This window comes from Nocardia callitridis (assembly GCF_039543305.1).
GTDB classification, from domain to species: domain Bacteria; phylum Actinomycetota; class Actinomycetes; order Mycobacteriales; family Mycobacteriaceae; genus Nocardia; species Nocardia callitridis.
Genome location: NZ_BAABJM010000002.1, coordinates 1599525 through 1624887 on the forward strand (window position 1 = coordinate 1599525; position 25363 = coordinate 1624887).

20 protein-coding genes are annotated in these 25363 nt (G+C 67.4%); 2 read left to right on the forward strand and 18 right to left on the reverse strand.

Annotated elements, in window-relative coordinates; translation table 11 throughout:
* Positions 1 to 84: 84 nt before the first annotated feature.
* The 9 genes from ABEA50_RS16115 to ABEA50_RS16155 form a co-directional block, all read right to left on the reverse strand.
* Positions 85 to 1287 (reverse strand): winged helix-turn-helix domain-containing protein, encoded by a 1203-nt coding sequence (locus tag ABEA50_RS16115; protein ID WP_345496190.1) that lies wholly within the window; start codon positions 1285 to 1287, stop codon positions 85 to 87.
* A 117-nt stretch (positions 1288 to 1404) separates the two neighbouring features.
* A complete protein-coding gene (locus ABEA50_RS16120) occupies positions 1405 to 2421 on the reverse strand; it encodes a hypothetical protein (protein WP_345496191.1) in 1017 nt (338 codons plus the stop codon).
* Positions 2414 to 3745 (reverse strand): ATP-binding protein, encoded by a 1332-nt coding sequence (locus ABEA50_RS16125; protein ID WP_345496192.1) that lies wholly within the window; start codon positions 3743 to 3745, stop codon positions 2414 to 2416. The genes ABEA50_RS16120 and ABEA50_RS16125 overlap by 8 nt, the downstream gene beginning before the upstream one ends.
* Positions 3742 to 4437, reverse strand: a complete 696-nt coding sequence (locus ABEA50_RS16130; protein ID WP_345496193.1) for a DNA-binding response regulator — start codon at positions 4435 to 4437, stop codon at positions 3742 to 3744. Before ABEA50_RS16130 ends, ABEA50_RS16125 begins: the two co-directional genes overlap by 4 nt.
* Before the next feature lie 404 nt (positions 4438 to 4841).
* Complete coding sequence (locus ABEA50_RS16135; RefSeq protein WP_345496598.1) at positions 4842 to 5243, reverse strand: flavodoxin family protein; 402 nt, start codon at positions 5241 to 5243, stop codon at positions 4842 to 4844.
* A 111-nt stretch (positions 5244 to 5354) separates the two neighbouring features.
* Positions 5355 to 5801: a hypothetical protein gene (locus ABEA50_RS16140; protein WP_345496599.1), complete on the reverse strand. Its 447-nt coding sequence runs from the start codon at positions 5799 to 5801 to the stop codon at positions 5355 to 5357.
* 568 nt (positions 5802 to 6369) lie between these two features.
* Complete coding sequence (gene dapB, locus ABEA50_RS16145; RefSeq protein ID WP_345496194.1) at positions 6370 to 7116, reverse strand: 4-hydroxy-tetrahydrodipicolinate reductase; 747 nt, start codon at positions 7114 to 7116, stop codon at positions 6370 to 6372.
* Positions 7117 to 7208: 92 nt separating this feature from the next.
* Complete coding sequence (locus ABEA50_RS16150; RefSeq protein ID WP_345496195.1) at positions 7209 to 8327, reverse strand: alcohol dehydrogenase catalytic domain-containing protein; 1119 nt, start codon at positions 8325 to 8327, stop codon at positions 7209 to 7211.
* Positions 8328 to 8488: 161 nt separating this feature from the next.
* Positions 8489 to 8653 carry a hypothetical protein gene (locus ABEA50_RS16155; protein WP_345496196.1) on the reverse strand — a complete coding sequence of 55 codons (165 nt, stop codon included), beginning with the start codon at positions 8651 to 8653 and terminating at the stop codon, positions 8489 to 8491.
* 419 nt (positions 8654 to 9072) lie between these two features.
* Here ABEA50_RS16155 and ABEA50_RS16160 point away from each other — a divergent pair, with 419 nt between their 5' ends.
* Complete coding sequence (locus ABEA50_RS16160; protein WP_345496197.1) at positions 9073 to 9468, forward strand: VOC family protein; 396 nt, start codon at positions 9073 to 9075, stop codon at positions 9466 to 9468.
* 40 nt (positions 9469 to 9508) lie between these two features.
* Here ABEA50_RS16160 and ABEA50_RS16165 read toward each other — a convergent pair whose 3' ends face one another.
* From ABEA50_RS16165 to ABEA50_RS16190, 6 genes are all read right to left on the reverse strand, one after another.
* Complete coding sequence (locus ABEA50_RS16165; protein ID WP_345496199.1) at positions 9509 to 10885, reverse strand: pentapeptide repeat-containing protein; 1377 nt, start codon at positions 10883 to 10885, stop codon at positions 9509 to 9511.
* Positions 10886 to 11021: 136 nt separating this feature from the next.
* Positions 11022 to 11804: an ESX secretion-associated protein EspG gene (locus tag ABEA50_RS16170; RefSeq protein ID WP_345496200.1), complete on the reverse strand. Its 783-nt coding sequence runs from the start codon at positions 11802 to 11804 to the stop codon at positions 11022 to 11024.
* A complete protein-coding gene (locus ABEA50_RS16175) occupies positions 11804 to 13492 on the reverse strand; it encodes a hypothetical protein (protein WP_345496201.1) in 1689 nt (562 codons plus the stop codon). Before ABEA50_RS16175 ends, ABEA50_RS16170 begins: the two co-directional genes overlap by 1 nt.
* 421 nt (positions 13493 to 13913) lie before the next feature.
* The gene (locus ABEA50_RS16180; protein ID WP_345496202.1) at positions 13914 to 14429 is read right to left on the reverse strand and encodes a YbaB/EbfC family nucleoid-associated protein; all 516 of its coding nucleotides are present in this window, start codon (positions 14427 to 14429) and stop codon (positions 13914 to 13916) included.
* 100 nt (positions 14430 to 14529) lie between these two features.
* Positions 14530 to 15117, reverse strand: coding sequence for a hypothetical protein (locus ABEA50_RS16185; protein ID WP_345496204.1), 588 nt, complete (start codon positions 15115 to 15117; stop codon positions 14530 to 14532).
* Positions 15110 to 15304 (reverse strand): hypothetical protein, encoded by a 195-nt coding sequence (locus tag ABEA50_RS16190; RefSeq protein WP_345496205.1) that lies wholly within the window; start codon positions 15302 to 15304, stop codon positions 15110 to 15112. The genes ABEA50_RS16185 and ABEA50_RS16190 overlap by 8 nt, the downstream gene beginning before the upstream one ends.
* Before the next feature lie 173 nt (positions 15305 to 15477).
* On the opposite strand from ABEA50_RS16190, the gene ABEA50_RS16195 reads away from it, so the two are divergent.
* A complete protein-coding gene (locus ABEA50_RS16195) occupies positions 15478 to 16302 on the forward strand; it encodes a hypothetical protein (protein WP_345496206.1) in 825 nt (274 codons plus the stop codon).
* Between the two features lie 11 nt (positions 16303 to 16313).
* Here the strand turns inward: ABEA50_RS16195 and ABEA50_RS16200 are convergent, their stop codons facing one another.
* Genes ABEA50_RS16200 through ABEA50_RS16210 form a run of 3 tightly spaced genes read right to left on the reverse strand, consistent with a single transcriptional unit; the run spans position 16314 to position 25218 of the window.
* Positions 16314 to 23615: a nucleotidyl transferase AbiEii/AbiGii toxin family protein gene (locus tag ABEA50_RS16200; protein ID WP_345496208.1), complete on the reverse strand. Its 7302-nt coding sequence runs from the start codon at positions 23613 to 23615 to the stop codon at positions 16314 to 16316.
* A complete protein-coding gene (locus ABEA50_RS16205; RefSeq protein WP_345496209.1) occupies positions 23612 to 24910 on the reverse strand; it encodes a hypothetical protein in 1299 nt (432 codons plus the stop codon). The genes ABEA50_RS16200 and ABEA50_RS16205 overlap by 4 nt, the downstream gene beginning before the upstream one ends.
* Positions 24907 to 25218 (reverse strand): hypothetical protein, encoded by a 312-nt coding sequence (locus tag ABEA50_RS16210; RefSeq protein ID WP_345496211.1) that lies wholly within the window; start codon positions 25216 to 25218, stop codon positions 24907 to 24909. Before ABEA50_RS16210 ends, ABEA50_RS16205 begins: the two co-directional genes overlap by 4 nt.
* Positions 25219 to 25363: the final 145 nt, after the last annotated feature.

Below are 25363 nucleotides of genomic sequence, written 5' to 3' on the forward strand. Positions count from 1 at the left end.
GTACCAGCCGAAACGCCAGCGCGCCGCAGCAGATACCGGCGGCTCAGCAGGAAGGGCGCGCAGTCGGGAAGCGCGGGTGCCGACTCACAGCAGGGCGGCGAGGTTTCCTCGGTCCCCGATCACCACTTCATCGAGCTCGAGCCAATCGGCCATTTCCCGCAGCGCCCCGGTGAGCGCGCTCGCGGTAGCCGGTGTGTCATGACCCGGTTCGGCGAAGGCGCCGGGCACCACCAGGCGTCCGGATGCCCGCTCCGCGCGCAGGTCGACCCGTCCGACGAGCTCACCGTTCAACAGGAACGGAAAAACGTAATAGCCGTGTACGCGTTTGTGTTCCGGGGTGTAGATCTCGATGCGGTAGTGGAAGTCGAACATGCGCTCGGTGCGGGCGCGGAAGAAGATCAGCGGATCGAACGGGCACAGCAGCGCCGCGCCCTCCACCCGTCGCGGGGTCGGCGTGCCCGCACGCAGATACGCGGGTTTGTCCCACCCTTCGACTGTCACCGGGATCAGCTCACCCGCGTCGACCAGCTCCGCGATCGCGGGTTCGGTCTGCGCGCGCTTGAGTCGGTAGTAGTCGCGTAGGTCGGCTTCGGTGCCGACGCCGTGTGCGGTCGCGGCCCGCAAGATCAACTCGCGCACCGCGTCTTCCTCGGCGACCTCACGGGTCAATACCGCGCTCGGCAACACCCGCTCGGCCAGATCGTAGTGCCGCGCGAAGCCAACGCGCTTGCCCACCGACAAGGCGCCGATCGCGAACAGTTGCTCGCAGATCATCTTGGTGTCGGTGCGGTTCCACCACGAGCCCTTGGTGCGGGGCTTGTCCAGCTCCAGGTGTCGCTCCACCGTCCCCGCGGTCGCGGCCCCGACCTCGGCGATGACCTCCAGGATGTCCTTGCCGAGCGCGGGGTTGTTCTCCACCGCCGCCCGCATCGACGTCCAGCGGCCGTATTCGTAGCGCGCCATCCGCCACCGCATCAACGGCCAGTCCTCGACCGGAATCAACGCCGCCTCGTGCGCCCAGTACTCCACCAACCGCCGCGGCCTGCGTGGCCCATCACTCCATGCGGCCTGATCGAGCAGGTCGCGATCGTATGCCCCGATCCGACTGAACACCGGCGCGTAGTGCGCGCGCACCACCGACGACACCGAATCGAGCTGCAACAGCTGAGTTTTCGAAACAACACTGAGCACAGATCGTCTTGTGGCCGGTGCCGACACTCCCCGCGAGGTGAACCCCTGCGCCGCCAACGCTGTCCGTCGCGCCGCCGCCGCACTCATCTTCCGCATATGTCGAACCATGCCATGCGGGTCCGACACTTTCGTCAGGGCCGGTAGCGATTTCGGAGCCGCGCCGCCCGCCGACCCGACCCGGTGCGGTTCACCGGCGACGATGCCGCGCCTCGATCAGGTCGAGACCTGCACCGCGCCCGCCGCGTCGATCTCGGTCCTTCGATCCTGATCCGGCGCGTTCACCAGCACCGTCGCCAAAATGCGCCGCCCCATCGGCAGAATCCGCACGGTGACCGACCCCTCGTTCGCCGAGTCCAGCTCGCGCGCCGCCGCCGCGATCACCTGATCGCGCAACCACCCGGGCACACCCGCGAAACCACCGTCGTCGAGCAGCACCACTTCGACACCGCGCGAACGGGCGCCGCGCGCCGCACCGTTGAGTTCGTCGGTGGCCAGATGGGGAGCCCGAAGTCCGTCGCGGAGTTCGGCTTCCAACAATCTGCACTGCTCACGCTCGTCACAGGTGAGTTCGGCACCCTCGGCGATACGCTCCAGAATCGGGCGCGCTACCTTGTCCAGCCTGGCCAGCTGCCGATCGCGTTCGCCGTTCTCGGCCGCCATGGTGGCCTCGGCGGCCGCACGCATCGTCGCTTCCTCGCGCAACAGCCGCAATGACCGCTGCGTCGGCCGCATGATCGCGGTGAACATCGAGACGCCAGCCACCGTGGCCACCGGGACGATCGCGCCGAGCAGCACCCCGCTACGCACCCCGGCCACAACACCGACCACCGCGATCACCACACCGGTGCCGAGTACACCGAGCCAGGCCGCACCGAGGCGACCGCGCAACACCAACACCGCGAGCACATAGGAGGCGGCGAACGCCGTCCACACCTGTTTGGACCAGCCGTGCTCGGCATCGAACGAGGTGAGTACGGTCGCGACCGGCGCAGCGGCGACGACGAACACCGTCGCCGACCACGGCAACGGATCGACCGGGATGACCAGCACCACCACCCCCGCGACGACCACCAGCACCAGCGCGAGAACCACCGGGATCAGCGGCGACTCGGCAAAGTTGCGCACCATGTACAGCCCGATGGTGGCCTCGAGCATGATCAGGAACAGCCATGCCGAGCGGTTGCGCAGGCCGAGCAGGTCGCGCAATTCGAACTGCTCCGCCTCAGCCATCGCCACCCCACACCAGCGTCACCGTCGTCCCCTCCCCCGGCTGCGACTCCACGAATCCCGCACCGCCCGCGAGTTGGCGCATACGACCGAGAATGCTCACCGAAACGCCGAGCCGGTCGGCGGGGACACGGTCCATGTCGAACCCGGCACCGTCGTCACGGAACACCACCCGGATACCGCCCGCACTGATCGTGACGGTCACCCTGCGGTGCACCTCGCGGCCGACAACGGTGGCGTGGCGCAGACTGTTTCGCGCCGCCTCGGCGAGCGCCGCGGCGATGGTGCCCGCGGTGTCCACCGGCAGGTGCAGGTCGTCGAGACCGGACCAACGGTGCGCGGTGAACCGGATGCCGGGATTCACCTCGTGCACAGCCGATCGCAGGAAACCGATCGCCGACTGCGCGTCCAACCGGTCCGGTTCGGTCTCCACCCGGCAACGGTCGAGTTGGTCGAGGGTGCGGTCGGCCTGCTCGCGCAGCACCGGCGACTCCGTGCCCGCGCGTGCGGCGTCGAGCAGCGTCGACAACACGGCGTCGTGGATCAGCGCGGCGAACCGGGCACGCTCCCGATCCCGCGCCGCCGCACCCGCGACGAGCGCCGCCCTGCTGCTCTCCATCGCCGACTCGCGATCGACCCGATCCGCGGCCGCCCTGGTATAGATCGCGCACCACAGGAACAAGGCCGAAAGACCAAGTGCCCTGGCGAAATCGCCGACCGACGCCAAAAAGGTCACGTCCTCGATGACGACCATGTTCGCCATCGCGCTCAACACCGACCCGACGAACAGGTAGCCCACCGCCAGGCGCGAACGCCAGGCGATCGCCGCCGCCAACACACCGAGCGCGAGCACACGGTAGAGCCACACCGAGGAACCCTCGACATCTGGATGGTTGTACGCCAGCGGGGTCAGCGCCATCGCCGCGAGAAAGCTCACCGCGGCGATACCGGCGGTCCGTTGAATGGCTCGCGTACTGAGAGTTACCGACACGATCGCGAGGACCGGGAAAAAGCCGAAGGCCAACAGGACCTCGAACACGGTCCACCGCAGGGGGATGACGCGACCCTGTTCCGCGATCTCCGGCAACTCCACGACCGCGGCGATCAGCCCCGCGATCCCGAGAGCGAGTCCGATCCGATGCATGATGCGGTCGTGCATGACACGGTCGGGGGGCACGTCGAAGGAACGCTCGGTGAAGGCCGCGGCGACAATCCGCCGCCACCCGCTCCGGTGTGCCGCGCCCGGCGAGACGCGGGTGGTCGACTTCGATGCGGGGTGCAGGGAAGGAAGGTTCGACGAGGTGCCCAGCGTGCTGGACGAGGTCATCCGCGGGTGCGCCGCTCGGGTACCGGTAGCCAACCGTCCTCGACTGCCCGTTTGTAGAGGTCGGTCTTGGTCGGGGCGGGGCGTCCCGCGTCGGAATATTTCTGCCTGATCCGGCCGAGGTAGTCGTTCACTGTCTGCTCGGAAAGCCCGGTCAATCGCGCGACGCGCGAGGCTTTCTCACCGGAGGCGTAGAGGGTGAGTACCTCTTCCTGCCGTGGGCTCAAGCCCACGCTCGACAACTGCGGGTCACCGTCGATGGCCGCGGCCCAATCGGTGGTCACCACCTGATGCCCGGAGGCGGCCCGGCGAACCGCCGAGACCACCGTCCGCACATCCTCGGACTTGCGGACCACACCGAGCACACCGGCACGCGCCGCGGAACGCACCAGGAACGCGTTATCGGCGCCGGTGAAGATCAACACCTCGATGCCACGGTCGCGTAAGGCGCGCACATTACGCTCCGGCGAGGAGCCGTCGGCCAACCGCAGATCGAGGACCACCAGGTCCAGACGCGCGGGCTCGGTCGGATCATGAACGGCGGCAAGCAATTCCGGAACGGTACCCGCGGTCGCCACCAAATCGAGGTCGGGTTCCTGCGCGAGCATCGCGGCAAGACCGATCGCGACCGATTCATGGTCCTCGACCAATCCGATTCGGCGCGGTGCGTTCTCGCCCCCTTCAGGCCACGTCACCTGACTCTCCAATCCCGAGCAACTCGTCCACGATCCCCACCGGAACACCTCGAGCAAGTATGCCGCCTCGACCGCCACCTGGTCAGCCACCAATAATCGGGGCGTGTCAATCCTGCTTCGGAACGACCTTCCGTAGCAAGGGTCGTCCCCCGCCATGTGGTGATCGCCGGGCTCGCTCAGTCGCGACACCCATCCCGCGGCTTCGCCCGCTGGTGGCTGCCACGGTCGTCGTCGCCCGATCCGCCTCCCGCGACCGCTATCGGGTACCGAGGTATTCGGGCCATACGCGCCGCTGTTCATCGATCGGCGCGGTGTCGGTGGTGGGCCACGGTTCGTAGGCCGGTGCTCGACTCAGTGTGTTCCATGCCGTACTAGACGCGCCTGCGTCTGCCACGGTTCCCTTGCTATCCCATGAGCCCGGCGGCGACCGTCGCGCCGAGTTCCCAGCACGCCTCCAGGTCATCTTTGGTGGGCTTGCCGGACACGATGACATACTCGGATGCCTTCGACCATTCCAGCCCGGCGGTGATCGAATCGATGGCGCGCACGGCCCCCTCGGTTCCCTCGTTGCCGTGCAGGTAGAGCCCGAACGGCCGCCCCTTGGTCGAATCGAGGCACGGGTAATAGATGGTGTCGAACGCGTGTTTCAGGGCGCCGCTGACGTATCCGAGGTTCGCCGGGCTGCCGAGAAGGTAGCCATCTGCCGCCAACGCATCCGACGTGGTGACCTCCAGCGCGGCCTTACGGACCACTTCGACGCCTTCGATCTCGGGGTCGGTCGCGCCGGACACCACGGCCTCGAACATCGCCTGCGTGTGTGGCGAGGGTGTGTGGTGGATGAGCAACAGTTGGGGCACGCCGATGAGCCTAGTGCCGACGGCGGGACGAACCGCCGGTGTCGGCGTTGCGGGTCGTGCTCAACGGCCCTGCTGTTCGCGTTCGTGCTTTTCCAGTGCGACCGCGCGACGCATGGTGTCGCGGGCGCGGCCGCGGTCGCCGGCGTAGTCGTAGGCGCGCGCGAGACGGTAGGAGACTCGCCAATTGTCCGGGTCTGCTTGCCATTCCGCCTGTACCTGGGCGAACAGGGCGTCCGCTGCTTCGCGTTCGATGCGCCCGGAAGGGCGGCGCGGCAGGCCCGTGGTATCGAGTTCGCGGCCTTCCTCGTGCATGCGCCGCGCCAACCGCTGGTGTGAAAGGGCCGCGCGGATCGTCGCCCACACAATCCACACCCCGAGCAGCGGCAGGATCAAGACGCCGATGCCGATTACCAGGGCGGCCACATCCGGAGTGGTGATCAGGCGGATCGCGATCCGCCCCAAGAGCACGAAATAGAACACCAGCACCAAGACGAGTACCGCCGTCATCGCGACGAGCTTCAGCACCTCGCGATCCTGGCGCGGCTGCGCTTGCGCGCTGTCGGTGCCACTCCCGCCGACCGGGGTGTCGGTACCTCTGGTCACCTCGCCCACGCTCCTCGTGTCTGGCGAACCGGTCGGATCGTTCGTCGCACCGCCCGCATCGGCACTACCGGATACGTCGTCCGCCGCGCGCGCACCGACAGGGTTGCCCGAACCCTCCGTCTCCGCGCTACCCGCGTCGCCGGAGCTAGCCGCGTTGGTCGAGCCGCCCGCGGTGGTCGCCTCGTTCGCACCGGCCAGGGCGCTCTGCGAGCTACTCGTATCTTTCGAATTACTACTCGGACGCGGCACACCGTTCGGGCTCTCCGCGCCCGTGGCACTCCCACCGAGACCGGTCGAGTTCGCGGCCGCCGAGCTGCTCGGCCCGCCGGTGTCGTTCGAGTCGCCCGAACCGTTGAGCCCGTCGGGTTCGCGCGCGTCGTTCGGTTCGCTCATGCGGGACGCGTCCGATCGCTATCACGAAACACGGCCGCCACCTGGGCGGAAGACACTGCGGCGCAGCAGAATCCGATAATCACAGGTCGAGGAGCGGGTCGAGTCCGACGGTCAGTCCGTGGCGACCGGCGATCTCGCGCACGCCGAGCAGCACGCCGGGGGCGAAGGACGAGCGGTCGATGGAATCGTGCCGGATGGTCAACGTCTCACCCTGGGTGCCGAGCAGCACTTCCTGGTGGGCGACCAGGCCGGTCAGTCGCACCGAATGCACGCGCACCCCGTCGACATCGGCGCCGCGCGCACCGTCGAGTTCGGTACTGGTGGCGTCCGGACTGCGCCCGACGCCCGCTTTGGCGCGAGCCTCGGCGATCAGGCCAGCCGTGCGGTAGGCGGTGCCCGAGGGCGCGTCGGCCTTGTTCGGGTGGTGCAGCTCGATGACCTCGACGGACTCGAAGAACCGCGCGGCCTGTTCGGCGAAGCGCATGGACAGCACCGCTCCGATCGCGAAGTTCGGCGCGATCAGGACACCGACCTTCGGGGCCGCTTCCAACCAGCCCCGCACCTGGTCGAGCCGAGCCTCGTCGAACCCCGTGGTGCCGACAACCGCGTGGATCCCCTTGCCCACCAGGAACTTCAGGTTGTCCATCACCACATCGGGATGGGTGAAGTCGACGACCACCTCGGCGCCCGCCGTCACGAAGGCGTCCAGCGCATCGCCCTTGTCGAGCCCGGCGACCAGCTCGAGATCGGCCGCGGCCTCGACCGCGGCGCAGATCGCCTGCCCGACCCTGCCCTGTGCTCCGAGCACTCCGACCCGAATGGTCACCGCACCTCCTCGTTCCGTGTGTGCCGCCAGCCTATCGAGCCCGCCCCGACCGTGGCCCGCTGACCTCTGGGAACGGCTCCTCGGCCGATTCGTCAGTCGAAGACGATCACCTGGCGCAACGCGTTTCCCGCGGCGAGTTCGTCCATGGCACGGTTGATTTCGTCCAATCCGATGTGCGCGGAGATCAGGCGCTGCACCGGCAGTCGACCCTCGCGCCACATCCGCACGTACTCGGGAATGTCGCGCGCGGGCACCGCCGACCCGAGGTAGCTGCCGACGATCGAGCGACCCTGCGCCACCAAACCGAGCGGGGAGATGCTGGCGCGCGCCTCGGGTGCGGGCAACCCCACCGTGACGGTGGTGCCACCAGGGGCGGTCGCGGCGACCGCCGTCTCGAAGGCGCGCATATTGCCCGCGGCTTCGACAACCACGTCGGCGGTGATCGCACGTTCGGCGATCTCACCGGGGGTATGAGCCGTGGTAGCGCCGAGTTGCCGTGCCAATTCCAGCTTTTCGCTGACGGTGTCGACGGCGATCACCTCGTGCTCACCCGGTAGCGACAGCGCGACCAGCACCGCCGCCATCCCGACACCGCCGAGTCCCACCACCATGATCCGGTCCCCCGACCTCGGCCGCACCGAGTTCAGCAGCGCACCGCCGCCGGTGAGCACCGCGCAACCGAGCACGGCGGCCACCTCGGGCGGCACATCGTCGTCGACGGGGACGACGGACCGCCGGTCGACCACCGCGTGCGTGGCGAAGGCGGAAACACCCAGGTGGTGGTGCACTTCCGCACCGTCACGGTGCAGCCGTCGACCGCCGCCGAGCAGCTCGCCCGCGTTATTGGCCGCACTGCCGGGCAGGCACGGAGTTCTGCCGTCGGTCGCGCACCCCGCGCAGTGTCCGCAGCGCGGGAGGAAGGTCATGACGACGCGCTGGCCGACCGCGATGTCGTCGTCCCCGTCCCCGGCAGGGCCGACGCGTTCGACCCGACCCGCCGCCTCGTGCCCGAGCAACATCGGCACCGGCCGCACCCGGTTGCCGTCGACCACCGAGAGGTCGGAGTGGCACAGTCCTGCCGCCTCGATGCGTACCAGCAGTTCACCGGGACCGGGCTCGCCCAGTTCCAACTCGCTGATGCTGATCGGCGCGGACACCGCGAAAGGTGACGGCGCCGCGATCCGCTCCAGGACCGCCCCACGAATCTTCATCGCACCGACGCTACCGCGCACGCCCCCGCGCGCACAGGTGCATGCGACTCACCCCTGTCTGACGGCGGTCTCGCACCCGCGCGACTCTCGCCAGGAACACCCCACGAATTTCCTGACGTCCACGGCCACGGTCGATGCCGAGAATGGCACCCGCTACCTGGTCAGGCGAAGGTAACCGCGACCCGGCTCCCGTCATCGACCAGCGCCACGATGGACTCCGCGAAGCGCAGGTCCACCTCTTCGGGCAGGGCTTGCCGCAGGATGGTCATCAGATCTTCGCGGGGGAGCTCGATGTCCTCGGGGGACTCGTTGATCTCCTGTCCCACCAAAGGGGGCGACGGCAGCGCCGGACCGGTCGACGAACACCGTCAATGACCTTGATCATCACCTACCGCCGAACCGAGCCATCCCGCCGAAATCGCGCTTCCGAATACATGGGCGGTGTCGGTCCAGACAGACTGACGCCGTCATGATCGCGCGTCGCTCCGCGAGACCGCCGAGTCGTCCAGGCGACAACCGCGAGCACATCCGAACCGCGACAGCCTTTTTCGTCTCGAACCGGCGACGGCGGACGTTCACACCGCGCGTAAGCAACCGGACCTTGCGACGCCACACTTCGAGCCCACCCACGCCGGTGGCGCACGCACGCGATCGGTGCTAAATTTCTTCGCCGTGACGGTGCTCCCGTTGGCCGCCTTGTACCGAGCCCGGGGTCGGGACCGTCACGGACCACAGGAGAAATCCAGTGTCGATACAGTTGAATCACACCATCGTCGGATGTCACGACCATCGAGTTTCCGCCGAGTTCTGGGCGGATATTCTCGATCTTCCGATCGGTCCCCCGCTGGGCCATTTCATTCCGATCTCGACCGAGAACGGCGTCACCTTCGATTTCGCTAACGTGCCAGGCGATATCAAGGAGATCCAGCCACAGCACTACGCGTTCCTGGTGACGGAGGCCGAGTTCGATGCCGCCTACGGCAAGATCCAGCGCTACGGATTGGACCACTGGGCCGACCCGCAGCGCAGGGGCGTCAATGAGATCAATCACAACGACGGCGGGCGCGGTGTCTACTTCCAGGACCCCGGTGGTCACTTCTTGGAGCTGATCACCATGCCCTACGGCGGCTGGCCGAGTTGAGGAATCGGGGCGGCGCCGACGGGCGGCCGCCCCGATTCGGTCATTTCCGATCCGGTGTCGGCGGCCACGGGTCCGGCAGCACGCGGGCGGGCTTGGCCGTAGGTGCGTCGTCCCAATCGAATTCGACGCCCACCCATGCCTTCGGGCTCTCGAAGCTGCATTCCTCGGCCTCGAATTCCGCGCCGACGAACGATATCTCGCCGAAGAAGTCGCCGGCGCCGAAGTCGAGGCGTCTACCGGCGAACACGGTGTCGGTGAAGGTGAAGGCGCCGTGGAATTCCGCGGCACACGCGTCGGTCAGGTGGGTGCCGCGATTGCGTGAGCGCGCGGGAGCGCCGACGCGTGCCTTGTCGAAGTCGACCGTGGTGGCATAGAAACGGGTGCCCGCGAACACGATTCGCGTGCCCGACAGGTGCGCCTCGGTGAACACCACCCGATCACCGTCGAACGTCGCCTCCGCGAACGAGCTCTGTGTTGCCGCGAATCGGGCCGCGCGAAAGGTGGTTTCGGCGCCGGTCCAGCGCGCACCGGCGAAACTGGTACGTGGGCCGAGGAATTCGGCGTCGGCGAAGGAAACCGAACCCGCGAACGCGGCACCGTCGAAGTCGGTCCCCGAGGCGAGCGGGTCGGACTTGTCGGCGCGCTTGGCACCGAAGCGCACGTGCGCGAACGACACCGGCTGTGCGTCGAAAGAGGCGGCGCGGAAGGTGAGCTGTTGGCCGGTGAATCGCGCATGTTCGAATGTCGTCGGCCCGGTGAATGTCGCGCCCGCGAACGAGGTTCGTCGGCCTCCGAAGACCGTGTGCCGGAAGTCCGCGGCCTCGAATACCGCGCCGTCGAAGGTGAAATCGCTGCCGGACCAGCTCGTTTCGGCGGCAGGGCGCAACCGTGCGGCGATGACCTCCACGATCGTGCGCCGAACCACCGCGTCGTTGCGCCGGAACTTGTAGATGCGCTCGACGCCGGTCCCCGCCTCGTCGGAGGTTTCCCCTCGCGCGGCGAGATGGTTGTCGCCGAACGCGGGGTCATAGGGCATCCGCAAATATCCGCACAGCGCGTCGACGCACTGCTGACGCCGGTGCCGCGCGGTGAAATGGTCGGCCACACCGGCCATCGCATGCACTCCCGCGATGCGCACGGCCGGGTCGGCGTCGCCCAACTGGCCGACCGCGGCACCGTAGAGCTGCGCGAACCTGGCTCGCTCGCGGTCACCGTGCCAGCGCACAGCGATGCCGAATACCCCGGCACCGAGCAGACCCGCCACGACCAGAACACCGATCTCGGCGTAGTCGAGGGAGCTCGGCGCACCGACCACCAACCATGTCAACGCCGCGACCACGAGTCCGACCAGCACCGCCGACACCGTGCGCAACAACGCCGGGCGGCGCAGCCGACGATCCCACTGCACCCATCCCATGGTCGGCATGCTAACCCGGACTCCGGGATATCTCAGCGCGGTCGTGGATCGCGCAGCGGGCACCGAGGCATGTGTGCACTACCGCCAGGTGATCGCACCGTCCGGTCTTCTCGCGACCGGGAAGGGGCCGTGACATTCAGGCGGTCTCGTCTTTGATCGCGCGAACCACTTCGGCGACACGCACATTGGTCATCTCCGTGAGCCGTCGCGCGTCGACACCGCGCAGCACGGGCGGGGTACCGGGCCCGATCGCGTAGCGCCCGTCGTCGATGACGTCACGCCAGGAGATGGTGTGTTCGGTGAGCCCGCGCGGTCCGTAGATCGACCGTCCCTGCAGCACGCGGATGATCCCCAGCCGCGAAACCGGCTTGCGCAGCAACGCGTCCGAGACACTGGAGAGGGTGTCTTCGACCGATCTGGTCGCCACCGACCGGCCGTATCGGTGGTCCATTCCGTCGCCACCGGGGATGGTGATCGCGACGTCTTCGGTCTGTCCCGCGCCGGTGTCGGGCAGGTATGCCACCACCGCACCGGCCAAGCCGATCACCTCGCACTCGGTGATCCGGAAGCCGCCGCTGTGCCAGATCGTCTCGCCGGGAAGCTGTTCCACCACGTAGGCCTGTTGTCCCTGGCGCGCGCCGAGCACGCGGATGATCGCGGTGGGGTCCTCCGGTTTCGCACCGTTCCAGCCTTGGGCGGTAATGCGGATGTCGGGGCGCGAGATCGTCTGCATCACCGGCGTGAACGTCGGTCCCAGTCGAGCGCTCAGCCGCGCACGGACGGTGTGCATCTCGCGCTTGTACGCATCGATCCTCGGCGTGCGACTGGTGAAGGTGAGCGGCGCGACCAACGCTTCGTCGGTGACGCCCTCCCACAGCGCGACGAATTCGACATCAGTGAACGACCAGGTTCGACTCATCACTCCACCACCGGACTCGACACCACTTGCGGGTCACCGATCGCCTCGTCGAAGTTCTTGGCCGACCGCAGTTCTCGCATTGCCTTGTGTTCCTTGTTCTGCTGTTGCTGGCCACCGCCCTGCCCTGGCGCACCCGCGGGGCCCGGCGTCTGACTTGTGGCCGCGAGTCCGCTCTGCATGGCTCCGGCCGGGCCGTTGACCGACGCACGAGGAAACAGCGCACTCTTCGTCGTGTCCGGCAGCGGCTTGGGACCTTCGGGCTGGGCGCCCGTGGTGCCGAGTCCCGGCCCCGGCCCAGGGGCGCCGGGGGATTTCGCGGCCAGTTTGGCCGCCGAGGGAGTGAGACTCGCGGGCACCGTGGAAGGCGGGGACGGCATCCCGGCGTGCTGGGCGGCTTGCAAGGCTTGCTGCGCGCCCTGCAACGCCTGCTGCGCCGAGTTATCTTGCCCACCTTGGCTGTTCGGTCCCGTTGGATCTTGCTGTGACACATTCGGATCGCCCGCAGAATCTCGAGCTTGCTCGGCCGCCCGCTGCGCCGTCGCATTCGCCTGCGCGAGCTGTGCCTGTTGCGCTTGCCGCGACAATGCTTGTGCCGCACCGTTCGACAGCGCGCCCGAACCGGGGCTGCCATTGCCGGGGCTGCCGTTACCCGGAGCGCCAGGACGACCATTACCAGGAGCATTGGGCGCCACGGGGCTGTCGGGCGCATGCAAGACCGGAATACCCAGAGCGGCGGACTCGAGACCGGGGTTGTACGTTCCCTCGATAATCGGGTAGTACTTCGGGCGCGTATCGGTGACGGCAGTCGGGAGGAGTACTGGTGCTGATGACTGTAGGGCGGCCGTCGTAATCTGCTGACGGGTGGAACCCAACCACCCTGCCGTGTCATCGAGATTCCTGGCAATCCATTCGACGTCGTAGCCGAGGGACTGGGTCATAGCGCCGTACTTCTGCGAGGCATCAACCGCCCGCTTTTTGGCATAACCGTCCCATTGACCTTCGAATCCACTCATGCCCTGCTGGATTTGACCGAAGGCTTTGGTCAAGCCCTTTCCGATGAACCGCCACGACTCGGCGACGTAGGTGACGTAGTCCGGTCGAATGAACTGCATTTGCAGGTATTGACTCTCGGAGATCGCCGACGGCGTCTCGCCCGAAATCATCCAATTATCCAATTCGCCGTTCATCTCAGCGAATTGGGGCGACTTGGTGTAACCGGGAGGCAATGCTCCAGAGAGATCGGGCATGTGCTGGCCTTGCACCGGCAACGGCTTACTCAGGTCCGGCGGCGTCGGCGCACCCTCGACCTTACCCGGCTCGGTCGGCATCTCCAGGTCGTAGAACTCACGCTTGGATGCCGATTCCGCACCCTCGTACGCACGAGCGGCCGCCTTGAAGGCATTCGCGAGGTCGTCGAGAATCGTGAGATGCAACGAAAGGATCCTGCCGAGTCCGTCCCCCTTCTCGGAGAACTTGCTCGCCAATTCCGCGCCGGACCCCAGATTGCTGAACGGCTGTAGTTTCGAGATTGCCGTGGCCGTGCTCTGTACCGCGAGCAATTCGGCGGCGGCGTCGTGACACAGCATTACGCCCTGACGACCGAGATCGGGCGGGATTTTCAACGTGCCTTCCGCACCCAATCCGGCCAACCCTTTCGCGGGGTTCACGTCATTCGCTTCGTGTCCCATCGCTCGCCCACACCTCTTTCTCGAGACCCCAGCACAGACGGCGACGCCGTGAGTCCGAGGACAGTTCGTCGATAAATCCCCCGATGCCTTTACGGCGCATCACATTCCGCACATCCGACGGTCCCATGCTGCTCCGAAAAGCAGTTATCCGGAACCCCATACTTCTGAGGTCAAATGATCTGTGGTCACGGAATGCGGGCAAGTCGGTTGACGCCGCCCGCCGATCCCCCGCGTTGTTGCCTATCAAAGGTGGTCGCGCGATCTCGCGACGACCGAGTCGATCATGCCGGCGCGAACTCAACATCCGCATAACAATCTCTTGCAGTCCACCCGGCAGCGCGCAATAACCGACCGCAGCGGCCTCGTGGCCCGCCCGCAGGACGAATCCTGAACACGAACATGAGCTTCCGACTTTCGACACTCACCACGACAAGCGGTTGACACCGGGCCCATGACGGCGAGGCATCTGCTCGTAACCCGCTGCGGCATCCGACTCGACGGGCCCCGGCTCCCACTCGGACTCCTCGACCGACGCACCGGGCGGTATGAGCGTGGCCGGTGGTGGCGTCGATATCTCCGTACGCACCCCGGTCAGATCCTCGAGCATCTCCCCCAGCGTCGGCCGCGAGTCCCTTTGCGCGGTGAGAGGTTCGGTCAACGCCTGTGCTTTGCCGACTACATCGGCAACCGCGGCCCGCGCGGCGACGGTGACGGCCTCGGCGATCTCGTCGAAATCCAGATCGCCGATATCGTCGGAGAAACGGGTGCGGATCACGACGCTGTCAGCATTCACATCGATGGTGACGTACCCCTTGGGCGCGGTCCCGGTGCCGGTGAGTTCGGCGCGCTTGCGCTGCAGCTCGGTGACCAGCCGCATCCGTTCGTGCAGATCTTCCAGCGCCTCGGCCAGATCCGCCTTGCGGCGCTCATTCGCCATGTTTCGAACCGCCTCCCAGGTGTATCGCGGATGTCCCGCGCGACACCGCTCTTTTCTCATCGCTGTCGACTCCTCCCGGTCGCCTTCGACACGTCCGCGCTCAGTCACGTCCGAACCGTGCGGCGATCTCGCGATACGTGTCGAGCACCGCGATCAGCCGCACGACACCGAACCGTCCCGGCTCGGCCTCGTACACCGCGCGTCCGCGCGCACTGAAGAAGACCGAGTCCGGGACGGCATCGCCCCGGGGTGGCACGAATTTCAGCACTTCCTCCATCGCGGCAACGGCGGTGTCGAGCAGATCGCGGTGCGCTGCCAGACCCTGCGGCGTCAGTCCCGTGGGATCGACCCGGCCGCGTGCGCTCGCGCCGTCGGCGACCAGGAGCCACTCGCCGGGGTCGATCAGCTCGGAAGGTCGATCGGCACCGTAGCGAATCCGGTCACCCGACAGCACGATGTGCTCAGGAAGTCGAAAGACGAACTCGCGCAAGGCCCCACAAGACTGGCACGCGCCCGCAAACCTGCTGCCCAGTTCACCGTCGATGAAAACCGTTGCGCCACGGGGGTGGAACCGCGCCGTCGCACAGGTCCCGCAGGGATGCAGATCCATATAGAGGTGGGCTTCGGCGCTGGTGCGGGCCAACCGCCACGGCAGCGGTGAGACCGCGTCGGCCCCCGGCTCAGACATCGGTGTCGTTGTCCGGGACGAAGAACACGTCTCGGTCGCCGAAGACGAGCCGCCGCCGCTCAGCTTCTTCCGCACGCTGCTCGGCGAGCGCCTCGGCGACCTCCTCCCTGCTGAACGACCGTCGCATACTCGCGCGTGGCGCGGGGTGATCGCCGCTCGATCCGGCACCGTCGCCCGTCTCACTCATGCGCGTTCTCGCCTTTCATCCTGTGTGTGGTGTTCGTGCCGCGCGTACTCGCACAGTCCCGCGCGGACAGCGGGCAGCGACCCTCGAGGGGCGCGAATTCCTCCCGCAGCGAAGCTACGCCGCACGCCTGCGCTCCGATAACCTGGGGAGCGAGACCACTGGGAGGAATGGTTGTGGAAAAGCTCTATTACGAATTGTCGAGTGCTGCCGCCGACCAACTCGGCTTGGTGACCCGCGCGCAGGCGATTCGCCTCGGCGCCGACACCGCGATTCTCGAGCGGCTGACCGCGGCGCGGTTGCTGACCGAACTCGACAACGAGGTCTTCCAACTGCCCAGCAGTGCCACCGCTCCCCGATTCGCCTACCCCTACGCGGCATGGTTGGCGCTCGCGCCCGAGCTTTTCCGTTGGCAGCGACCGCAATTGCCGACTCAGGACGCGGTGCTCTCGCACGAGTCGGCGGCCAGGTTGCACGGCCTCGGCGTCACCGCACGGGCGCGCACCGTTTTCACCGCGCCGCAGACCTACACCACACCGGACGCCGTCGTGGTGCACGTCGACGTACTCGCACCCGACGAGGTGACGGTGTTGGGCGGAGTACCGGTGACCACACCGCAGCGCACCGTGCTCGACCTGCTTGGCGGCGACGTCGACGAGGACGACGCGAGCCGGGTGCTCGCCGACGCCGTGCGGCGCGACCTGGTCGACCTCGGCGAGATCCACCGTGCGGTGGCCGCACGGCTGCCCGCGCCCGACGCCCCGGCCGGGGGCACCGAGTTCCTCGACCAATTGCTGCCCGACCTCGTTCCTTCCGCGCTGTCGGCACGCAACCTGCGCGCCTACGCGGAACTCACCGCGCCGGAGACCGTCGCGGCGGTGCAGGCACGAATCACGGCCGCGCTCAGCGATTTCGAGGTGCCCGACGGCGAAGCACTGCACCACGATGTCGCGGCGCAGATCGTCGGACGCCGCGCGCGACCAGGCCAACGGTCGCGCTGAGAACGCGGCGCTCATCGTTCGTCTCCCGCGTCGGTGCGCGCGCGCCGCGCGGCGGCACGAACCACCGCCATCGCCTCGCGGTAAGCCTGGAGGTCGGCGCCGTCGAGTCGGAAGGTCAGCTCGTCACGCACCGCACGCGTGCGTAGCTCGGGATCGCCGAGCACCGCACGCAATGCGGCCGCGACCGCCGCAGGACGCTGCTCGGCAGGCGCGCGGTAGGCCTCGGTAATCCGATCGAGCACATCGGCCGGACTCGGCCGATGTTCGGTGTGCATCGAAAAGTACGGGCGCACAATCTGTTCGCTCACGTTCTCCGGGTCGGCGACGAAATCGGGTTCCAGCACTCCGATCAGTGCCAGCCGGATCGCGTCCCACTTTCGATTCACCTCCTGCGGCACCGCCTCGGTGTGCAACCACCGTTGCAGCTGATCCGCGTAGTAGGCACTGCGCTCCCATTGCTTCGCGCTCCACTCCGTCGCGGCCGAACCCTCCATCTCGACTCGGCCGAGTCTGCCCGCCCAACGGTCCAATTCACCGGTTTCGACCAAGCGATAGATGCGATCGGCGGTCAAGGCGACCCGCTGCTGCGGGAAGTCCGTCGGCACCTGCTGACGGTCTTTGGGAGTCGCGAGGTCGGGCCCGAACTGCACCCGCGCGACCGTCGGCAGCGGCGGCGGCAGCGCGGGACCGACGGGGTGAAACACCCGCACCGGGTGCGCCGACGCGTCGAGGCGCACGCTCCCGTCGTCGTCGCGCGCGTTCTCGAACTCTCCGTACTGCCATTGCTGCGACATCAGCAGCCACCGATTGCCCTTGTTCAGGTGGAAGACGCGATTCTCCAGGTACACCGTGGGCACCCCGAGCATGAACGGGATCTCCAAAGCGCCACTCTCCATACCGATTTGGACGACGTCGCGTTCGGTGTGCAGCCGGTGGAAGACCAACGCCTGCTCGCCCGGCCCCAGGGCTTTTCCGCCGTTGCGCGCCTTGTCCCAGAACTTCACCATCGTCTCGGTGTCGACGCCGTCGAGCAAGCCCTCGGCCGACCACTGCGCGCGTAGCCCGGTCCGATTGCGGAAGACGTCGTCGCCGACCAACACAATGCGTCGTCCAGGGTCGTCGGCCTTGATCTGTTCGATGAGCTGGCCCAGCATTCCAGGATGCGTGTCGAGGCCGTTGCGGTTGGCGGTCGGATTGGCCCGCTGATCGCGCACCCACAGCAACGCGATTCGGTCGTCGCGCACGCCGAGCCGTTCGGCGGCCGAATCCAGCCGTGCCACTACATCGTTCACCCGCCGTGCGCGCGCTTGCGCGTCCATGCCGGTCCCCGACATCGCCCGCACCATCGCCGCACGAGCACCTTCCTGGTCGGCGCGCACCGCGTGCAGCGCGCGCAGATGCGCACGCGAGTGCTGGGTTTGGCCCTTGAGCGCGTCGTCCTCCTTGCGGCCGCCGTAGGCGAGACGCACTCGCTCCGGCTCGATCCCGTACTCGTGCAAAAGATGCCCGCGCATGGTCAGTGCGTCCTGCAACGGTTTGGCGTGCATGTCGAGTAGGTCGGCGACCAGGTCGGCGTGCGCGACATCGGTGACCGGCTTGCCATGCACCAGCCGCCACAACGCGACCGCGTCCGCCTGCTGACCGGTCATCCCTTCGGGCACACTGCCGGTGTAGACGACCTGATTGGACCTCGCCTCCCGCACGTAATCACGAAATACCTGGTCCAGGTGGTAGCCGATCTCGATCGTGGTCTCCGGGTCGGTCATCACCGCGGCGCCGTGGATGAAGAGCTCGCCCGCGGCGAAGGAGTAGAAACGCAGATTCTTGCTGTCCAGATTCCGCACCGGGGAGGGCGCATCCGCCGCGTCGGGCAGCACGCTTTCACGGATAACCGCGAGCTTGTCGGCCACCGTCGGCACAGACGGGTCGTTGGCCACATCCGCCACCGCGGCGCGCAGACTCCCCTCGACGTGCTCGTCGCCAGCGAGTCGATCCCAGTGCGGAATGCGCTCGGGTTCGGCGAACACCGTGGACGGTGGACCGTCGCCGGTGGCATCGATCAGCTTCACCTCGGCCGGATGGATCGCCACCGGCGCCACCGGCACGCCGTCGGTCAGCGGCGCGACGACGATCCCCACGTGGTCGGCCACCGTGCGATCGAACAATTCCGGACGGGCCGGTGTGGACTCGGCCCGAGGCACCCAGCTCATGGACTCGTGATCCCAGTCCGCGTCCGGGGCTTGCGCGGCCAGCAGCGGATTCAGGAACTTCTCCAGCAGCGGCAACGCCTCACGCAATGTGGTGAACGGCAGTCCGGGTGTCTCCTCGGCGTAGGCGGCGAAAGTCTTGGCCCACCGGGGATTCGGGTTGCTGAATCGTTCGGGCGGGAACATCTTCTCGCCCTGCGCCCAGCGCAGCGTGAATTCCTCGTGCAGCATCGCATGCGTGCGCGGCCCGTCCCACGAGGTTCGCAACGCGACAAGGGCGAGATCGACGAGATCCTTGCACCGCTTGGGGAGTTTGCCCGCGTGCTTGTCGTAGGTGTACATCGCCGCGACCTTCTGGGCGAGGAACCCGTCGAGGGTCATCAGGCGCACGGTGCTCGGTTCGAACTCGCCGTCGAAGGAGAACAGTGGGCGGGTGGGGAACGAATGTTGCTCACCGACCATGTGCGTTCGTTCCGTCGGGAACCCCGCCAGCTCACGGTTGGGCACCATGTCGATGCTCAACGACATCAGTTCCTCCGAGCCGAGATACACCTCGTGGGCGACCCGGACGCCGCGACCCGAGGCCACCGGCTCCGCACCGGTCCAGACGAAGCGGAGATGATCACCGTGGTCGCGGTCCAGCGCGGCGTTGTAGTCCGCGGCCATTCGCGCGGGATCTCCCTCGGTCAGCCGAATGAGATCGAGGTCGGTGGTCGCGCGCCCGTCGGGGAATCTGGTCAGGAACGCCTCGCCACCCTTGAGCAGCCACGCGTCAGGGTCGGCGGCGAAGATCCTGCTCACCGCGCGTTGCAGGACGAACTGGGCGATCTCGTTCTGCGGGTTTGTCCCGTTTTCCTCGGCGGCCCGTTCGGCGCGGAGAGTCAGTTCCCTACGAAACTGCCTGGCCGCGTGCTCGGGACCCAACACCTCGTGCGGAGGGAAAAGAGGCGTCGGTGGTGCCTCGAGGTTCTCGTGCCGGTGCGCGGCGTCGGGTGCGGTCGGGGACCGCTCCGGTTCCGCGCGGACGTTCTCCGACTCTTGCTGGTCGACAACAACTTCCGCTTCGTAGAGGGTCCGTGGACCCGCCGCGTTCGGATCGAGATCAGCCTTGTGCAGGAAAGCCGCGTACGCGCGCTCGTCCAGCACGTTCAGCTGCCCGTTCGGCTCCTTGTGGGCGATCAACTCGACCACGTCGCCGGAGGTGTCATACAACTCGACCCGGTCGGCGGCCTCGGCCAGCACTTCGAATGCCTTGGCCGAGCCCTGATGGGAACTCAGCAGCACATCCACCGGCACGTACCGACCCGTCTCCTCGGCACGAGACCAATTGCGCAGCACCGCCGTTCGAGGATCGGTGGTCACCGCGACCAGGCACACCTCGTGTCCGGCATCGTGGCCGCGCTGGATCTGGCGCACTCCCTTCACCGGGTTGGACATCGTGGCCTCGACGATCACATCGAGCCCGCGCCGCAGAGACAGATCGCGGGCGTCACCGAAGACCTCACCGCTCTCGGACTGCACCACACTCGACGCGCGATGGTCGCCCCGCCGCACGATCTCCAGGTATTCGGGGATCTGGAGTTTGAACCGGTCCGGGTCCACGTGCACGACGTTCTCGCGCGGCAGATCCCCCGAGGCGCGCAGCATACGCACGACGTGACCTTTGCCGGAAGCGGCACCGCCACCGAGGATGTACATCACCGGCTTGCGGCCCGTCGGTGGTTCGACACCGGCCAACGCTTGCTCGACCAACCCCTGCCGGAACGCCTGCCTTTCCGGAGTCTGGATATCCCAGGTCTTGCGCAGCAGCGGATCGTCGTCGCGCATCGTGCTCGGATAGTCGGGAATCCCCCACACCCGATCCTCGGCCGCACGCAAGGCCGCTTCGCGCCGGATCTCGACGACGAGTTCACGATCGGCGACCGACAAGTTCGCTTCGGGCCCAGCGGTTTCGGCGAGCAGATCCGCCACCCGTTGTCGTGTCGACTCGGGCAACGCTTGCTCGATGAGCGCCCGGCGCTCGGACGCACCGGTGGTGTTCTCGCGCAGGCCGAGGTGCTCGATCAGCGCCACCGACTCGCGGTGCACCGACATCGCGCCGGATCGGAGGCGAGCGGCCCTGTCTCGCACCGAATTCGCCGCACGCTGTTCGGCAAGCACGCGCAATTCCTGAATACGCCCCGCGTCGTGCGGAGTCAGGATCGCGTCCTCGGCGACGTCACCGGGGCGCAATACCCCGGCATCCGGCACGAAGGCGCGCTCACCCTCGGCATATCGACGCCGGTCTTCGACGATCTCGCCGATCTCGTGCGCCAGCGACCGCTCCACCTGCTCCGGGCGCAGTCGGTCGTTGATCCGCACCGTGTGCGAATTCGACCCGTGGTCGAGCACCGACCGCGCGGCGGTGTGCTCCGCCATCGCTCTGGTTTCGAAGCGAATCTCGAACTCACCGCGGTTGTCGGTAACGCGAATCGCGTTGTCCCCCAGTAGTTGCATCGACAGACCGCCGTGCCCCTCGACGACCCGCCGGATCGATGAGCTGATTCGTTCGCTGAGCTCGGCGTCGTGACCGTCCTGTGTCGAGTCGGTGTCGATGTAACGGTCGGAACCGGGTACCCGCACGTCGGTGATCTCGTTGTGCGTGGGATCGACCGGCGGTGCGGGCGAAACCTCCGTCGCACCGGGAAGGTTCGCCGTGGTGTCCGAAGAGGCAACGACGTCGCGCACGCCAGCGGCGAGACCACCGGAGAGCGCGATCCCGGCCGAGCGCGCGGATGCCGTGGGAGGCGCCGCCTCGGCAGCACGTGCGTTGAATTCGGAAGCTTCTGTCCGAGAGCTAGATTCGCCGCGGGTACGCTCCCGCCGCGCGCGCGGATCAACCGGGGTCGACGCGGGAGACTCGGCACGGGTGGAGCGCGCACCTGTCGCCAGTGGATCGGCGGACGATGTGCGCGCGGCGGGCGCCGAGAGACGCGAATCAGGCTCGGAAACACCGTCATTCGATACCGGCGGGAGATTCGTCGGTGTGCGTCCAGCAGGCTGACCCGAGGCCAGCGGGGGTAGCGATCCGACACCGGTCACGCGGCCGGCATCGGGCGAAGGTCGGGTTGTCGGGTCGGCGTGCGAGTCCACATCCGTGCGCGGGGTGGGATCGGAGTCGCCCAGCGGGAGGGAGGAATCTACGAGGGAGATCGTGAGCGGCGGTTCGGCGGCGGTTGAGGTATCGGTGGCGGTCGTCGTGCCGTCGCCCCGCACAATCGGTTCGCCGGGCGCAGTCACATCACCAGGCACCGTCGCGTCACCCGACACCGCCCCGTCACCCGACACCGTCGCGTCACCAGACACCGTCGCGTCACCAGACACCGTCGCGTCACCAGGCACCGTCGCGTCACCAGACACCGCCCGGTCACCAGGCACCGTCGCGTCACCAGGCACCGTCGCGTCACCAGACACCGTCGCGTCACCAGACACCGTCGCGTCACCAGACACCGTCGCGTCACCAGACACCGCCCGGTCACCAGGCACCGTCGCGTCACCGGGTACCGTCACATCCGATGTCGGTGACGGTCCGTGGTCCTGGAATGTGTTGGCACCCAATGTTGGTGGTGCATGCACCGGGCCCTCGGCCTCGGGCGCCGACACCGGTGGCACCTCGGTAGACATCGAACCGGTCGACGCAGCGCTCGGGGGCGCGTCAGGGCCCTGCGGGGCGAGGCCCGCGCCTTCTCGCTGGGGTGCGTCGACGTGGGGCTCGGGACCGACGTCTTCCTGGGTCGGGGCCTGGCCACTGTCGTTCGAGACGCTCGGAGCGTGAGCGTTCTCGACACCACCGGTATCGCCATCGTTCGACACATCACCTCCCGGCCCCGCGGCGACATCCGGCGAGCCGGGATCGGTCGCGGTCGGCTCCCCGTTCGTCGGCGGTGCGGATGGCTGCTCACCGGGAGTCTGTCCCGACGCGGGAACGACCGGGCTGCCACCATGCTCCGACGCGGCCGTATCCGTGTGCGTGCCTTCGGTATCGAGGGGAGGCAGACCGCTCGACGCCATCGATCCGTCGTCACCACGCTGATATAGATCGAGGTTGTCGACCTCGTAGGTCTGGGCCATTCCGTGGTGGCCTCTGATCGAGCCAGGCAGTCCGCCGCTGGCCGCGCCACCGGTGATCGCACGCGGGTCGATATCCCAATTTCCGGGGTTCCAACCGTGCTGGATGATCTCCGGAGCGACCGCGCCCGCCAGCCCGCCAGCCGCACCCGCCGTCGTGCCCGCGGCAAGACCGGTGACGGCGCCGCGCATTCCCTTGGCGCTCATATCAATACCGGGCAGCTTCGAAAAGCCCTTGCCCACCACGGACGCCGTCGCCCCACCTGCGGCGGCGCCCACCACCGTCAGGCCGAGTTCGCGCAGGTTATCGGGGTCGGTCCAGTCGGTGATATCGCTGGCGTCGCGGTGACCGACCGCGACCTGGTACACCTTCGGCGCGTAGGTCTGGAACAGCTCCTCGCGGACCTCCTCGGCCGCTTCCTTCATCGCCTCGGCGGCAAGGCGCTTGACCCCCTTCTCACCGATCGTCTCCCCCAGCTTCATCGCGGCGCGCTTGGCCAGATCGCGTAAGGCCTTGTTGGCCAGTGCTTTAGCGCCATTGCGTGCGAGCGCGGAGAGCAACTGCCCGGAGAGCACGCGCAGAATCACCCTGGTCCCCGCGACCAGCCCGGCCTCGACGAACGGGGAGAACGGCCCGCTGGCCAACGCGTAGACCATTTCGGCGGCCAGCATTACCAGCGCTATCAACATCTCGATCTTCGCGGCCTCGATGTCGGCGCCGGTGTCCTTCGCCGAGTCTCCGATACCGCGATAGTTTTTCGCCAGGTCGTCGAAGTAGGTGCGCACACTGTTGTAATTGGCCAGCGCGCCGTCGGAACCGTCACCCGAAGGGTAGGCACGCAACATCAGGTCCCTGGCCGCATCGAGTTCGCGCGCAACAGCTTCCAGCTGTGCCGCGGCTTCCTTCCACCCGTCGGCGAGAGCGAACATCTTGTCTTCGTCACCCTCGGGCCAGTCCGTGCCCACCACCCAGCCGAGCACTTCGGGAAAGTCGATCATCGGTGCACTCGCTCCCGCGGCGTCTCGCGTATCGTCGGCGCGGAAGGCACCTCGAGTCCGTGAGCGACCACCCCGGCGAGTGAGAGTTGGTGATAAGCCGATTCGATATCGCTGGTCGCCGGATCGAACAATGCTGTCAGCAGGTCGAAGGTCGCTTCGCAACGCTCGGCCGCTTCGAACAGTGCCGCTGTCGAGGCGCGCGTGTGGTCGCCGTGGCCGGTCAGCCGCATCACGGTTTCCACCACCGCGGCAGCCGACCACACGGCGGGCACGGCGACAGCGCACTCGGTGCTGTCGGGTGACTCGCCTCGAAACCAGGTTCGGCCGTCCCACCAATAACAGAAGCTCAACAGTCCGGTTCGCGCTCGCGCGTCCAACACCGGGTCGGACACCCAATCCGGCGCGCCCGCATAGTAATCCGGCAACGGTGCACCACGGTTGTAGGCGGCGTCGAGTTCCGGTGCCGCCCACACTCCACCCGAGAGCACTGCTCGTCCGCCAGGCAGCACGTACAGTGTCGACCCGCTGCCCGCGCCGCCCTCGAATCGGCCCAATGACGGCAGAACCCTTGGCCCCCAAGGTGATCGCACCGCGACGAACGCGGCGGCAAGTGTCGCCCAGCGTGACCACAGCAGCTCGAAGGCAGGCATCTGCTCGTCGGTTCGACTACTCGGCGGGCGCACGCGAGCCTCGTGCACCGCGCGCATGGGCGGCCGGTGTTGTCGGTCGCCATGACGCAGATACGCGGCGAGCCAGACCGGCAAACTCCTGCGTGGATAAGTTTCGATATCCGCCGCATACGCTTGCGGCGCAAAGAGATACACGTCGGGGAACGGCTGCGCGCCGTAATCCTCTTCGATCTCGGCATGCTCGCCGGCGGGCTCGGGCAGCACCACACGCAGGCGCCACCACGGACCGTCCGGTGAGGTCGCCGAGAGCGCCCGGTGTTCGCGCACCAACGACAGCACCGACTCGTCCGCGACACCCGACCACCGCTGGCCCCGATGCGTGAACTCGATCCGCGCGATCTCGGCGGTGGTGGTCAACGCGAATACGGCTTCGCACCGATCCCAGCCCGTGGGGCCAGGTTCGGTCAAAGCTCGAACGATGCTGCGGCACAACCGTTGCGCGGGCGACTGCGACGGCTGCGGCTGCGGCTGCGGCTGCGGCTGCGGCTGCGGCTGCGGCTGCGGCTGCGGCTGCGGCTGCGGCTGCGAATCGAGCCGAAAACCGACGTCGGGAGTGTCCGCGTCGACCGGTGCCGGGTTCGTGTTGCCGCCCGGCTCGGAAGTCATGCTTGGTCGAACTCCCGCGTCGATGCCAGCTCGACCGCTTCCAACCCTTCGGCGGCCGTGATCTCGTCGGCAGCCAACCGGCCGAGATGTTCGCGCACGCTTGTGGTCACCTGATCCAAACTGTCCCGCGCCGGTTGGTATCCCTTGGCGAACTCCGAACCGTAATCGTCGTTGCCCCAACCACCTTCGTTCGCGGCTACCACCCCCTGCAAGGTGCCGATAACCTCCTGAACCCGCGCACTGACAGCATTCGTCGCCGCACTGGCCTGACGTATCAACAACGGATCAGCCTCGAATGATGCCGCCATGTCGACTCCTCCCGATCGAACACCGAAGCACAGACCGCCCCCACGTCGCCGCAATTGGGCGGATTGAACAACAGATGAATACGAAGGTCAGTCTACGCAGCACGACGACTCGATCCATGCCCAGGTTTCCGGGGTCACCGTTCTT

Coding starts and splice junctions, on each gene's coding strand:
- ABEA50_RS16115 (WP_345496190.1), bottom strand. CDS start 1,287: ATGCGGAAGATGAGTGCGGCGGCGGCGCGACGGACAGCGTTGGCGGCG.
- ABEA50_RS16120 (WP_345496191.1), bottom strand. CDS start 2,421: ATGGCTGAGGCGGAGCAGTTCGAATTGCGCGACCTGCTCGGCCTGCGC.
- ABEA50_RS16125 (WP_345496192.1), bottom strand. CDS start 3,745: ATGACCTCGTCCAGCACGCTGGGCACCTCGTCGAACCTTCCTTCCCTG.
- ABEA50_RS16135 (WP_345496598.1), bottom strand. CDS start 5,243: ATGTTCGAGGCCGTGGTGTCCGGCGCGACCGACCCCGAGATCGAAGGC.
- ABEA50_RS16140 (WP_345496599.1), bottom strand. CDS start 5,801: ATGACGGCGGTACTCGTCTTGGTGCTGGTGTTCTATTTCGTGCTCTTG.
- ABEA50_RS16150 (WP_345496195.1), bottom strand. CDS start 8,327: ATGAAGATTCGTGGGGCGGTCCTGGAGCGGATCGCGGCGCCGTCACCT.
- ABEA50_RS16165 (WP_345496199.1), bottom strand. CDS start 10,885: ATGGGATGGGTGCAGTGGGATCGTCGGCTGCGCCGCCCGGCGTTGTTG.
- ABEA50_RS16170 (WP_345496200.1), bottom strand. CDS start 11,804: ATGAGTCGAACCTGGTCGTTCACTGATGTCGAATTCGTCGCGCTGTGG.
- ABEA50_RS16175 (WP_345496201.1), bottom strand. CDS start 13,492: ATGGGACACGAAGCGAATGACGTGAACCCCGCGAAAGGGTTGGCCGGA.
- ABEA50_RS16180 (WP_345496202.1), bottom strand. CDS start 14,429: ATGGCGAATGAGCGCCGCAAGGCGGATCTGGCCGAGGCGCTGGAAGAT.
- ABEA50_RS16185 (WP_345496204.1), bottom strand. CDS start 15,117: ATGTCTGAGCCGGGGGCCGACGCGGTCTCACCGCTGCCGTGGCGGTTG.
- ABEA50_RS16190 (WP_345496205.1), bottom strand. CDS start 15,304: ATGAGTGAGACGGGCGACGGTGCCGGATCGAGCGGCGATCACCCCGCG.
- ABEA50_RS16200 (WP_345496208.1), bottom strand. CDS start 23,615: ATGATCGACTTTCCCGAAGTGCTCGGCTGGGTGGTGGGCACGGACTGG.
- ABEA50_RS16205 (WP_345496209.1), bottom strand. CDS start 24,910: ATGACTTCCGAGCCGGGCGGCAACACGAACCCGGCACCGGTCGACGCG.
- ABEA50_RS16210 (WP_345496211.1), bottom strand. CDS start 25,218: ATGGCGGCATCATTCGAGGCTGATCCGTTGTTGATACGTCAGGCCAGT.